This window comes from Kitasatospora cinereorecta (assembly GCF_024172095.1).
Classification (GTDB): Bacteria; Actinomycetota; Actinomycetes; order Streptomycetales; family Streptomycetaceae; genus Kitasatospora; species Kitasatospora cinereorecta.
In genome coordinates, this window is sequence record NZ_JAMZDX010000005.1 from 739,118 (window position 1) to 751,396 (window position 12,279).

The 12,279-nt window shown below is 71.4% G+C and carries 8 protein-coding genes; 1 reads left to right on the forward strand and 7 read right to left on the reverse strand.

Translation table 11 applies throughout. The annotated features are described in order from the left end of the window. Window positions 1-87 precede the first annotated feature (87 nt). The gene (locus FHR36_RS28960) at window positions 88-1,077 is read left to right on the forward strand and encodes an ArsR/SmtB family transcription factor (protein WP_253801816.1); all 990 of its coding nucleotides are present in this window, start codon (window positions 88-90) and stop codon (window positions 1,075-1,077) included. Between the two features lie 84 nt (window positions 1,078-1,161). Here the strand turns inward: FHR36_RS28960 and FHR36_RS28965 are convergent, their stop codons facing one another. From FHR36_RS28965 to FHR36_RS28995, 7 genes are all read right to left on the reverse strand, one after another. Further along, window positions 1,162-2,031 carry a helix-turn-helix domain-containing protein gene (locus FHR36_RS28965; RefSeq protein WP_253801818.1) on the reverse strand — a complete coding sequence of 290 codons (870 nt, stop codon included), beginning with the start codon at window positions 2,029-2,031 and terminating at the stop codon, window positions 1,162-1,164. 279 nt (window positions 2,032-2,310) lie between these two features. Continuing rightward, window positions 2,311-3,771, reverse strand: coding sequence for a glutamate synthase subunit beta (locus FHR36_RS28970; RefSeq protein ID WP_253801819.1), 1,461 nt, complete (start codon window positions 3,769-3,771; stop codon window positions 2,311-2,313). Further along, window positions 3,764-8,344 (reverse strand): glutamate synthase large subunit, encoded by a 4,581-nt coding sequence (gene gltB, locus FHR36_RS28975; RefSeq protein WP_253802011.1) that lies wholly within the window; start codon window positions 8,342-8,344, stop codon window positions 3,764-3,766. The genes FHR36_RS28970 and gltB overlap by 8 nt, the downstream gene beginning before the upstream one ends. A 425-nt stretch (window positions 8,345-8,769) precedes the next feature. Further along, on the reverse strand, window positions 8,770-9,510 hold the full coding sequence (locus FHR36_RS28980) for a VIT1/CCC1 transporter family protein (RefSeq protein ID WP_253801821.1): 741 nt from the start codon (window positions 9,508-9,510) through the stop codon (window positions 8,770-8,772). Between the two features lie 171 nt (window positions 9,511-9,681). Continuing rightward, window positions 9,682-10,605 carry a prolipoprotein diacylglyceryl transferase gene (gene lgt / locus FHR36_RS28985; RefSeq protein ID WP_253801824.1) on the reverse strand — a complete coding sequence of 308 codons (924 nt, stop codon included), beginning with the start codon at window positions 10,603-10,605 and terminating at the stop codon, window positions 9,682-9,684. An 86-nt stretch (window positions 10,606-10,691) separates the two neighbouring features. Further along, window positions 10,692-11,552: a DsbA family protein gene (locus tag FHR36_RS28990; RefSeq protein WP_253801826.1), complete on the reverse strand. Its 861-nt coding sequence runs from the start codon at window positions 11,550-11,552 to the stop codon at window positions 10,692-10,694. A 104-nt stretch (window positions 11,553-11,656) separates the two neighbouring features. After that, window positions 11,657-12,172 (reverse strand): MauE/DoxX family redox-associated membrane protein, encoded by a 516-nt coding sequence (locus FHR36_RS28995; protein WP_253801828.1) that lies wholly within the window; start codon window positions 12,170-12,172, stop codon window positions 11,657-11,659. Window positions 12,173-12,279 lie beyond the last annotated feature (107 nt).

Sequence of the window (12,279 nt, forward strand, 5' to 3'; positions counted from 1 at the left end):
GGAGCGCTCGGCTAGAGTGCCCATCGATTTCGTCCTGATCGAATCCTGCGGGCCCTCGATCCCGCTCGACTCCCCGGGGGCCGCCGCATGCTGACGCTGGAGTTCTCGGCCGCGGACGTGGCGCTGACCCGGTTCGCCCACTCGCCGCTGGAGGAACTCGCCAACAGCGTGCAGGTGCTCAAGGAGCCGGGCGAGCACGCCGTCCACCTGCCGTGGGTGCGGGAGGTCGCCCCGCGAATCGACTGGGCGCGCCACGGCCTGCTCTCCGCGCTGATCCGGATCCCCAACATCTACGTGCCGGACTTCCTCACCCCTATGCCGCTCGGCTCCGCGCCCACCCCGGAGGAGGAGCTGGCGCGGCTGACGGCCACCGACCCGCGCCAGGTCCGGGCCGACCTGGACCGGATCACCGGCCCGCTGCCGCCGCCGGTCGCCGAGCTGTACGCCGACCCGGCGGCCGGGCTGGCCCGCCTGGCCGACGAGCTGCGGACCTACTGGGCGCTCGCCCTGGCCCCGTACTGGGAGCGGATCCGGCGACTGGTGGACGGCGAGATCCTGCGCCGGGCGCGGCAGATGTCGACCGGCGGGCCGGCCGCGCTCTTCGCCGACCTGCACCCGAGCGTCACCTGGGAGTCCGGGACGCTACGGGTCGCGCACCGCTGGTACTCGGCGGAGCGGGGGCTGGACGGCGGGCGCGGGCTGGTGCTGGTGCCCTCGGTGTTCGCCTGGCCGGGCGTGTGGTCGCAGACCGATCCGCCGCACCAGCCGGGGCTGGTCTACCCGCCGCGCGGGGTGGCCACCCTGTGGGAGCGCCCCGCGCCCGCCCCGGACGGCCTGGCCGGCGTCCTCGGCCGCACCCGCGCCCAATTGCTCGCCGAACTCGACTCCCCCGCGTCCACCACCGAACTCGCCGCCCGCCTCGGCATCTCCGCGCCCAACGTCTCGCACCACCTGAGCGCCCTCACCGCCGCCGGCCTCCTGGCCCGCCACCGCACCGGCCGCACCGTCCTCTACCTGCGCACCCCCGTCGCAGAGGCCTGGCTGGCCCAGGAACGGACGGTGGTGAAGAACAGCTGAACAACTCCGTTGCCCGGTACGGGAAGCGGCGTCGGGTGCTCAGGTGTCGGGTGCTCAGGTCTCGGGTGCTCAGGTCTCGGGTGCTCAGGTCTCGGCGAGGATCCGGCGGACCAGGGCCAGGGCCTCGTCGCCCGCCAGGGCGGCCTCGCCGAGGCGTCGCAGTGCCTCGGTGTACTCGGCCACCTCGGCCGGCCGGTCGAGGTAGAGGGCGGTGGTGAACTGCTCCAGGTAGACCACGTCCGGCAGGTCGGCCTCCGGGAAGCCGAGCACCGTGAACGCGCCGCTGTCGGCGGCCGCCGCCCCCATGCCGAGCGGCAGCACCCGCAGGGTCAGCCACGGCGCGGCGGCCAGCTCGATCAGGCGGGCCAGCTGCTCGCGCATCACCTCGGGCCCGCCGCAGGCGCGGCGCAGGGCGGTCTCGTCGACGATGACCTCCACCCGGGCGGTGGCGTCCTCGGCCAGGAAGCGTTCCTGGCGGCGCAGTCGGACCGCCGCGCGGCGCTCGATCTCCTCGGCGGAGGCGCCGGGGCTGCCGGCCCGCATCACGGCCCGGGCGTAGTCCGGGGTCTGCAGCAGCCCGGGGACGAACTGCACCTCGTACGCGCGGACGGTGCCGGCGGACTCCTCCAGGCCGAGGTAGGTCTGGAACCACGGCGGGACGGCGTCGGCGTACCGCTGCCACCAGGCGGGGGCGTTGGCCTCGCCGACCAGGGCGAGCAGGGCCTCCCGTTCGGCGCCCTCGGCCAGCCCGTACAGCGTCAGCAGGTCGGCGACGTCGCGCGGTTTGAAGGCGACCCGGCCGAGTTCCATCCGGCTGATCTTGGATTCGGAGGCGCGGATCGAATACCCGGCGTCCTCGCGGGACACCCCGCAGGACTCCCGCAGGCGCCGCAGATGGGAGCCGAGCAGTATCCGCCGCGCGGTCGCGCCGCCGCCGGCCTGAACGCCCGTCATCGCCAACCTCCGCCCCTGTCCCACCGACAGGCGAAGTCTGCCATCTCGCACGGACATTCGGGAGGGCATTGCACTACCGGATGTCCGCCGTCACGTCCGGGATGCGAGACGGCGTGGCGGGCGCCGGGACACGACGAACGGCGCCTGCCCGCAACTGGTCGGGGAGAGGGCAGGCGCCGTCATGACCGGGCCCGGCGGCTCTGGCGGGATCGGTTTCGTGCGGCCGGGCGGGGCAGTTGCGGGCCCGGCGTTCAGGGTGAGGGTGGTGCTGACCCGGCCTCAGACCACCAGGGGGCGGTCCGTCGGACGGATCGGGGCGGGCAGCGGGGTCTTGCCACCCAGGTACTTGTCGACCGCCGCGGCGGCCGAACGGCCCTCCGCGATGGCCCAGACGATCAACGACTGGCCGCGGCCGGCGTCACCGCACACATAGACGCCGTCCACGTTGGTCGCGAACTTCGAGTCCCGGGCGACGTTGCCGCGGGGGTCCAGCTCCACACCGAGCTGCTCGACCAGGCCGTTCTTCACGTCCGTCCCGGTGAAGCCCATGGCCAGGGTGACCAGTTGCGCCGGAAGGACGCGTTCGGTACCCGGGACGGGCTCGAAGCGACCGTCCCTGAACTCTACCTCGACCAGGTGGAGCTCCTGAACATTGCCCTCCTCGTCACCGGCGAAGTGGGTGGTGTTGACGGAGTAGATCCGCTCGCCGCCCTCCTCGTGGGCCGAGGTGACCTTGTAGGTCATCGGCATGGTCGGCCACGGCTGGTGGCCCGGACGCTCCTCGCTCGGCCGCGGCATGATCTCCAGCTGGGTGACCGAGGCCGCGCCCTGGCGGTGGGCGGTGCCGACGCAGTCCGCGCCGGTGTCGCCGCCGCCGATGACCACCACGTGCTTGCCCTTGGCGGAGATCGGGGAGTCGACGTAGTCGCCCTCCTGGACCTTGTTGGCCAGCGGCAGGTACTCCATCGCCTGGTGGACGCCGTTCAGCTCCCGGCCCGGCACGGGCAGGTCGCGGGCGGTGGTGGCGCCGGCCGCCACGACCACCGCGTCGAAGCGCGAGCGCAGGTCCTGGCCGGTGATGTCCTCGCCGACGTGCACGCCGGTGCGGAACCGGGTGCCCTCCGCGCGCATCTGCTCGATGCGGCGGTTGATGTGGCGCTTCTCCATCTTGAACTCGGGGATGCCGTAGCGCAGCAGGCCGCCGATGCGGTCGGCGCGCTCGTACACCACCACGGTGTGGCCGGCCCGGGTGAGCTGCTGGGCGGCGGCCAGGCCGGCCGGGCCGGAGCCGACCACGGCGACGGTCTTGCCGGACAGGCGCTCCGGGACCTGCGCGGCCACGCCGCCGCGGTCCCAGGCCTTGTCGATGATGGTGACCTCGACATTCTTGATGGTCACCGCGTCCTGGTTGATCCCGAGCACGCAGGCCGACTCGCAGGGAGCCGGGCACAGGCGGCCGGTGAACTCCGGGAAGTTGTTGGTGGCGTGCAGGCGCTCGATGGCGCCGCTCCAGTCGTCCCGGTACGCCAGGTCGTTCCACTCGGGGATCAGGTTCCCGAGCGGGCAGCCGTTGTGGCAGAACGGGATGCCGCAGTCCATGCAGCGGCCGGCCTGCTTGGTGATGATCGGCAGGAGGCTGCGCTCGACGTAGACCTCGTTCCAGTCCCGCAGTCGGACGTCGACGGGACGGCGCTCGGCCAGCTGCTTCGGGGTGGTCAGGAAGCCCTTCGGGTCAGCCATGTGCCGCCTCCATCATCTTGCGAGTGGTCTCGGACTCGGAGAGTCCATCGCGCTCAGCGGCGTCCTTGGCGGCGAGCACAGCCTTGTAGTCGGTGGGCATGATCTTGGAGAAGCGGGAGACGCCGCTGCCCCAGTCGGCCAGGAGCTCGGCGGCCACGGTGGAGCCGGTCTCCTCGTAGTGCTGCTGCACGGTGTCGCGCAGCCACTCGCGGTCGGCGGCGGTCGGGGCCTCGATGCCCACCATGCCGCTGTTGACGTTGGCCGGGCGCAGGTCCAGGACGTACGCGATGCCGCCGGACATGCCCGCCGCCAGGTTGCGGCCGGTCTCGCCGAGGACCACGACCCGGCCACCGGTCATGTACTCCAGGCCGTGGTCGCCCACGCCCTCGACGACCAGGGTGGCACCCGAGTTGCGGACGGCGAAGCGCTCACCGGCCTTGCCGCGCAGGTGGATCCGGCCCGAGGTGGCGCCGTAGCCGATGGTGTTGCCGGCGATCACGTGGTTCTGCGCGTCGTTGCCGATCGCGGCCGCGTCGCGGGCCGGGCGGACCACCAGCACACCGCCGGACAGGCCCTTGCCGACGTAGTCGTTGGCGTCGCCCTCCAGGCGGAGCGTGACGCCGTTGGGCACGAAGGCGCCGAACGACTGGCCGGCCGAGCCGGTGAAGGTGACGTCGATCGTCCCCTCCGGCAGGCCCTCACCGCGGTACCGCTTGGTCACCTCGTGGCCGAGCATGGTGCCGACCGTGCGGTTGACGTTGCGGATCGGCAGCTGGATCCGGACCGCCTCGCCGCGCTCCAGGGCGTCCTCGGCCAGCTCGATGAGCTGGTTGTCGAGGGCCTTGTCGAGCGCGTGGTCCTGCGTGGTGGTGCAGTGCAGGGCCGCGCCCTCGGGCAGCTCGGGGACGTGGAAGAGCGGGGTCAGGTCGAGGCCCGCGGCCTTCCAGTGGTCGATCGCGGCCTCGGCGTCGATGTGCTCGGCGTGGCCGACCGCCTCCTCGATCGAGCGGAAGCCCAGCTCGGCGAGGATCTCGCGGACCTCCTCGGCGATGAACTCGAAGAAGTTCACCACGAACTCCGGCTTGCCGGAGAAGCGCTCGCGCAGCACCGGGTTCTGGGTGGCGACGCCGACCGGGCAGGTGTCCAGGTGGCAGACGCGCATCATGATGCAGCCGGAGACCACCAGCGGGGCGGTTGCGAAACCGAACTCCTCGGCGCCCAGCAGGGCGGCGATGACCACGTCGCGGCCGGTCTTCAGCTGACCGTCCGTCTGGACCACGATCCGGTCCCGCAGGCCGTTCAGCAGCAGGGTCTGCTGGGTCTCGGCGAGGCCGAGCTCCCAGGGGCCGCCCGCGTGCTTCAGCGAGGTGAGCGGGGAGGCACCGGTGCCGCCGTCGTGGCCGGAGATCAGCACCACGTCCGCGTGCGCCTTGGAGACACCCGCCGCGACCGTGCCGACGCCGACCTCGGAGACCAGCTTCACGTGGACGCGGGCGACCGGGTTGGCGTTCTTGAGGTCGTGGATCAGCTGAGCCAGGTCCTCGATGGAGTAGATGTCGTGGTGCGGCGGCGGGGAGATCAGGCCGACACCCGGGGTGGAGTGCCGGGTCTTGGCGACCCACGGGTAGACCTTGTGGCCGGGCAGCTGGCCGCCCTCGCCGGGCTTGGCGCCCTGGGCCATCTTGATCTGGATGTCGTCCGCGTTGACCAGGTACTCGGAGGTGACGCCGAAGCGGCCGGAGGCGACCTGCTTGATCGCCGAGCGGCGCGCCGGGTCGTACAGACGCTCCGGGTCCTCGCCGCCCTCACCGGTGTTGGACTTGCCGCCCAGCTGGTTCATCGCGATGGCGAGCGTCTCGTGCGCCTCCATCGAGATGGAGCCGTACGACATGGCGCCGGTGGAGAAGCGCTTGACGATCTCGGAGACCGGCTCGACCTCGTCGATCGAGATCGGGGCCCGGCCCTTGCCGTCCAGCTTGAACAGGCCGCGCAGCGTCATCAGCCGCTCGGACTGGGCGTTCACCCGGCCGGTGTACTGCTTGAAGATGTCGTAGCGCTTGCTGCGGGTCGAGTGCTGGAGGCGGAAGACCGTCTCCGGGTCGAACAGGTGCGGCTCGCCCTCGCGGCGCCACTGGTACTCGCCGCCGATCTCCAGCGCGCGGTGCGCGGCCGGGATGCCGGAGGCCGGGTACGCCTTGGCGTGGCGGGCGGCCACCTCCCTGGCGATCTCGTCCAGGCCGATGCCGCCGAGCTTGGTGGTGGTGCCGGCGAAGAAGCCGTCCACCAGCTCCTGGGAGAGGCCGATCGCCTCGAAGACCTGGGCGCCGCGGTACGAAGCCACGGTGGAGATGCCCATCTTCGACATGACCTTGAGCACGCCCTTGCCGAGCGCCTTGATCAGGTTCTTGATGGCCTTCTCGGGCTCGATGCCCTTGACGAAGACGCCCTGGGCGACCAGGTCCTCGACCGACTCCATCGCCAGGTACGGGTTGACCGCGCCGGCGCCGTAGCCGACCAGCAGCGCGACGTGGTGCACCTCGCGGACGTCGCCGGCCTCGACCAGCAGCGACACCTGGGTGCGCTGCTTGGTGCGGATCAGGTGGTGGTGCACGGCGGAGGTGAGCAGCAGCGAGGGGATCGGGGCGTGCTCGGCGTCCGAGTGGCGGTCGGAGAGCACGATGATCCGGGCGCCGTCGGCGATCGCCGCGTCGGCCTCGGCCGCGATCTCGACGAGGCGGGCCGCGAGGCCGGCGCCGCCGCTGGCGACCTTGTACAGGCCGGACAGGGTGACGGCCTTCAGGCCCGGCTGGTCGCCGTCCGCGTTGATGTGGATCAGCTTGGCCAGCTCGTCGTTGTCGATCACCGGGAAGGTGATGCCGACCGAGCGGCAGTGCGAGGGCTGGGCGTCCAGCAGGTTGCCCTCGGGGCCGAGGTTGGACAGCAGCGAGGTGACGAGCTCCTCGCGGATGGCGTCCAGCGGCGGGTTGGTGACCTGCGCGAAGAGCTGCACGAAGTAGTCGAACAGCAGGCGCGGCTTCTCGCTCAGCGCGGCGATCGGCGAGTCGGTGCCCATCGAGCCGAGCGCCTCGCCGCCGGTCTTCGCCATCGGGGCGAGGATGACCCGCAGCTCCTCCTCGGTGTAGCCGAAGGTCTGCTGGCGGCGGGTGACCGAGGCGTGGGTGTGCGCGATGTGCTCGCGCTCGGGGAGCTTGGAGAGCTGGATCTGACCGGCCGCGACCCACTCCTCGTACGGGTGCTCGGCGGCGAGCTGGGCCTTGAGCTCCTCGTCCTCGACGATGCGGTGCTCGACGGTGTCGATCAGGAACATCTTGCCGGGCTGCAGGCGGCCCTTCTTGACCACGTTCTCCTGGGCGATGTCGAGCACGCCGACCTCGGAGGAGAGGACGACCAGGCCGTCCTCGGTGATCCAGTAGCGGGCGGGACGCAGGCCGTTGCGGTCCAGGACCGCGCCGATCTGGGTGCCGTCGGTGAAGGTGACGCAGGCCGGGCCGTCCCAGGGCTCCATCAGGTTGGAGTGGTACTGGTAGAACGCGCGGCGGGCCGGCTCCATGGTGGCGTGGTTCTCCCACGCCTCCGGGATCATCATCAGCACCGAGTGCGGCAGCGAGCGGCCGCCGAGGTGGAGCAGCTCCAGCACCTCGTCGAAGGAGGCGGAGTCGGAGTGGTCCGGGGTGCAGATCGGGAAGATCCGCTTCAGGTCGCCCGGGATCAGGTCGGTGGCGAGCTGGGACTCCCGCGCGGTCATCCAGTTCCGGTTGCCCTTGACCGTGTTGATCTCGCCGTTGTGCGCGACGAAGCGGTACGGGTGGGCGAGCGGCCAGCTCGGGAAGGTGTTGGTGGAGAAGCGCGAGTGCACCAGGCCGAGGGCGGAGGCGTAGAGCCGGTCCGACAGGTCCGGGAAGAAGGGCTCCAGCTGGCCGGTGGTCAGCATGCCCTTGTAGACGATGGTCCGCGCCGACAGCGACGGGAAGTAGACGCCGGCCTCGCGCTCGGCGCGCTTGCGCACCACGAAGGCGACCCGGTCCAGCTCGATGCCGCTCTTCTCGGCGTGGCCGACGAAGAAGTGGCGGAAGCGCGGCATCACCGAGCGGGCGGTGGCGCCCAGCAGGTCGGGAGTGACCGGGACGTCGCGCCAGCCGAGGACGGTCAGGCCCTCCTCGGCCGCGATGGCCTCGATCCGGGCGACGGCGGCCGCGTCGGCCTCGTCCGCGTCGGGCAGGAAGGCGATGCCGACCGCGTACGAGCCGGCGGCCGGAAGCTCGAAGGACACCTTGCTGCGCAGGAAGGCGTCGGGGATCTGGGTCAGGATGCCCGCGCCGTCACCCGAGTCGGGCTCGGCGCCGGTGGCACCGCGGTGCTCCAGGTTGCGCAGGACGGTCAGCGCCTGCTCGACGATCTTGTGGTCGGCGATGCCGGTCAGCGTGGCCACGAAGCCGACGCCGCAGGCGTCGTGCTCGTTGCGCGGGTCGTACAGACCCTGGGCCAGGGGGCGCGCATCCGGAACGAGCGCGTACGGGCCGGTGGCCGGAACGTTCTCGTTGGCGGAGTGCATGGATGCAGACAGCATCGGCTCTCCCGTCGTCGTCTATGAGGCAAGTGCAGGTGCAGAGGGACGACGTTGGCCCTGATGCGATTCGTGCTGCGATTTCGCGCAAGTTACATGATGCCGAAGATCCCGGGAAGTGGAACATCGCGTCCACATCGCGGACAAAACCCGCAGGTCACGGGGGCAATGGAAGGACGCGCCACGCCGCGCGTCCCCATAAGTGTGCCCGGGGGTCGCCCGCCCGAAACAGGGCCGAAATCCGCCGTCCACACGGCGTGACCGGGCCCGCCTGCGATTCCATTCCGCGGGCCGACCCGCAGATGCGAATCTGCGGGTCGGCGAGCCCGGATGATGAGACTAGGCCAGGCGGACCCACCGGCCCATGTGCGGAACGTCACGCGGTTCTCAGCATAGTCATGCAGCGGGCTGTGTCATCCCACAGCCCCGCCGATCAGCCAGCCCAGCAGGTACGTCACCCCGGCCGCCACCCCGCCCAGCACCAGCTGGCGCAGGCCGCTGAACCACCAGCTGCGGGCCGTCACCCGCGCCACCACCGCACCGCACAGGAACAGGCCCAGCATCGAGACGATCAGCGCCGGCCACAGCGCGGTGGCCCCCAGCAGGTACGGCAGCAGCGGCAGCAGCGCGCCCACCGCGAAGCAGCCGAAGGAGGAGACCGCCGCCACCACCGGCGAGGGCAGGTCGTCCGGGTCCACCCCGAGCTCCTCGCGGGCGTGCACCGCCAGCGTCGCCTCCGGGCTGGAGGAGAGCTGCTTGGCCACCTGGTGGGCCAGCTTCGGCTCCACCCCCTTGGCGATGTACAGCTGCGCCAGCTCGGCCAGCTCGCCGTGCGGGTTGCGGCGCAGCTCGATCCGCTCCGCCTCGATCTCGGCCTCGACCAGCTCGCGCTGGGAGGCGACCGAGGTGTACTCACCCGCCGCCATCGAGCAGGCGCCGGCGGCGAGGCCGGCCAGGCCGGTGAGGATCACGGTGGAGCTGGACACCGCGCCGCCCACCACACCGGTCATCAGCGCGAAGTTGGAGACCAGCCCGTCCATCGCGCCGAACACCGCCGGGCGCAGCCAGCCGCCGTTCACGTCGCGGTGGTGCCCCTCGGCCGGTATGCGCGGCGGGTGGTTGTCGGTCTCCGGCTCGGCGATGGTCGCACTCATGGTTCTCGGCCTTCCTGTCGGGCGTCCCCCCTGACCGCGTCGGCAGGGCTCTACACCTCGAACGTAGCCCGTTGACCTGCGTCTTTCCAGCAAAGTAAGGCTGTCCGAACACGCCGGAGGCCGCCCCGTGCCAGGTGGGCGGGGCGGCCTCGGAAGGTGGCTGCGGGGGCCTCAGGACGGCTGCTGCGCGTCCCGCTCGAGCTTCTCACCAGGGGCTTCGCCCGAGGTGTCGGTCGGCTCCGACTGCTCGGCGTGCTCCTCCTCGTGGGCCTTCGGGTCGATCGAATCCGGGTCCTCGCGGCCCGGACGCTTCTTCGCCGAGATGACGAAGTACGCGACGGCGCCCAGGAAGACGAAGATCGCCACCCAGTCGTTGAGTCGCAGACCGAAGAAGTGGTGCGCCTCGTCGATCCGCAGCCACTCGGTCCAGAACCGGCCCACTGTGTACGCGGCGACGTACAGCGCGAACGCCCGGCCGTGGCCCAGGGTGAAGCGGCGGTCGGCCCAGATCACCAGGAACGCCACACCGACGCACCAGAGCGACTCGTACAGGAAGGTGGGCTGGTAGACGCCGCTGATCACGGTGCCGTCGGGGAGCGTCTTGTGGATCTCCAGGCCCCAGGGCAGGTCGGTCGGCCGGCCGTACAGCTCCTGGTTGAACCAGTTGCCCCAGCGGCCGCAGGCCTGGGCCAGCGCGATGCCCGGGGCGATCGCGTCCGCGTACGCGGGCAGCGGGACCCCGCGGCGGCGGCAGCCGATCCAGGCGCCGACCGCGCCGAAGGCGATGGCGCCCCAGATGCCGAGGCCGCCCTCCCAGATCTTCAGCGCGTCGATCGGGTGCTTGCCCGGACCGAAGTAGAGCTGGTTGTCGGTGATCACGTGGTACAGCCGGCCGCCGACCAGGCCGAACGGCACCGCCCAGACGGCGATGTCGCCCACGGTGTGCTTGCCGCCGCCGCGGGCGACCCAGCGCTTGCTGCCGAGCCACACGGCCACGACGACACCGATGATGATGCAGAACGCGTAGGCGCGCAGCGGGATCGGCCCCAGGTAGAGGACGCCCCGCGACGGGCTCGGAATGTAAGCGATATCCATGGCGATGTCGACGCTACCGCGTCCCGCTCCGCAGACCGGCATCGGAGCGGGTCACAGCTGCGTCACTCCTCCCCGGGGACCGAACGCTAGGGCGCTGTCGGCGGGGTGTTCGGCTCGGAGGCGGTGGAGGTCGGGGCGGGGCTCTGGCCGTGGGAGCCGGTGCTGCCGGGCTGCTTGCCGGCGTTGGCCTCGTCGACCCACTTGGCCAGGTTCTCCGGGGAGATCTGCTCGTCGCCCTTCTTCGGGTAGATCGGGGTGCCGTTGAGCAGCACGGTCGGCGTCGACTTGTAGCTGGACTTGTCGAAGTCCTGCTGCACCGCGGAGACCCAGCCGCCGTACTTGCTGTCGTTGACGCAGGCCTCGAACACCGGCGTGCTGAGCCCGGGGACCTGCTTGGCCAGGTCGAGCAGGACCTGCTTGTCGCCGAAGGCGTCCGAGGTCTCGTCCGGCTGGTTGCGGTAGAGCACGTCGTGGTAGTCGCGGAAGTGCCCGGCGTCCTGCGCGCAGGCGAGCGCGTTGGCGCCGTGCTTGGAGCCGGTGCCGCCGAGCGAGCGGTCGATGAAGGACACCACGTGGTAGTTCACCTGGAGCTTGCCCTGGTCCTCGAGCTGGTCGATGGTGGGCGAGAAGGTGCGCTCGTACATGCCGCAGGCAGGGCAGCGCGGGTCCTCGTAGACGGTGAGCGTGGAGGGGGCGTCGGCCGCGCCGGACGGGATGACCAGGCTCTTGTCGCCGATCGCGCCGGTCGGGGCGGCGACCGGGGTCTCCGGCTTGGAGCGCTGGTTCTGCACCACCACGCCGGTGACCGCCGCGGCCGCGACGACCGCGACGACCACGCCGCCGACGACCAGCTTCTTGGTGCGCTTGTCCTTGGCCTCCTGGGCGGCCCGCTCCGCCATCATCCGTTCCCGCGCGGTGCGCTTTCCCTCGCGGTTCTTCTCGCTCATGACCACGTCTCGCCTCGTTCGCTCTCTGTGCTCTGTCGTGCCGGATCGGTCAGGGGAAGAAGGGGCGGGGCCGGGACGGCGCGGCGCCGGGGTGTCGCTGCGGCTCAGGCGGCCAGCCAGGCGTCGAGCGAGTACTTGGTCCGCGGCCGGAGGAAGAGCCAGGCGGCGAGCAGCAGGAAGCCGGTGTCGCGGAGGATCTCCTGCGCGTACTCGGTCTTGGAGGCGTCGACCGTGCCGCCCCCGCCGAAGCAACCGCAGTCGATCGAGATGCCGCGGGCCCAGGCCGAGGAGATGCCGGCGATGAAGGTGAGCAGCAGTACGGCGGAGATCCCGGCGACGATCCGGGTGCCGAGGCCGAGCAGGAGCAGCAGGGCGAGCGCCAGCTCCAGGAACGGCAGCCCCCAGCCCACCGGCTTGACCAGGGACTCCGGGAGGATCTCGTACGCCCGCACCGCCTGGGCCGCCTCGGCCGGGTCGGAGATCTTCGCCATGCCCGCCCAGCCCCACACCACGGCGAGGCCGAGCCGGGCCGCCAGGCCGATCACCTCCGAGGCCGGGCCGTCCACCGCTCGGCGCAACGCGCCACCGGCGCGCGGCTCGGCGGTCTGCTGACTGGCCATCAGGGCTCCCCCTCGGACGGTTCACGGATTCCTGCCTGATGAACCGTAGGGGATGGGTGCCGGTTCCTCCACATTCGCGAATTAAGCCGTATGAGTGAGATTAAGCG

Coding starts and splice junctions, on each gene's coding strand:
- lgt (WP_253801824.1), bottom strand. CDS start 10,605: ATGGATATCGCTTACATTCCGAGCCCGTCGCGGGGCGTCCTCTACCTG.
- FHR36_RS28980 (WP_253801821.1), bottom strand. CDS start 9,510: ATGAGTGCGACCATCGCCGAGCCGGAGACCGACAACCACCCGCCGCGC.
- gltB (WP_253802011.1), bottom strand. CDS start 8,344: ATGCACTCCGCCAACGAGAACGTTCCGGCCACCGGCCCGTACGCGCTC.
- FHR36_RS28995 (WP_253801828.1), bottom strand. CDS start 12,172: ATGGCCAGTCAGCAGACCGCCGAGCCGCGCGCCGGTGGCGCGTTGCGC.
- FHR36_RS28990 (WP_253801826.1), bottom strand. CDS start 11,552: ATGAGCGAGAAGAACCGCGAGGGAAAGCGCACCGCGCGGGAACGGATG.
- FHR36_RS28960 (WP_253801816.1), top strand. CDS start 88: ATGCTGACGCTGGAGTTCTCGGCCGCGGACGTGGCGCTGACCCGGTTC.
- FHR36_RS28970 (WP_253801819.1), bottom strand. CDS start 3,771: ATGGCTGACCCGAAGGGCTTCCTGACCACCCCGAAGCAGCTGGCCGAG.
- FHR36_RS28965 (WP_253801818.1), bottom strand. CDS start 2,031: ATGACGGGCGTTCAGGCCGGCGGCGGCGCGACCGCGCGGCGGATACTG.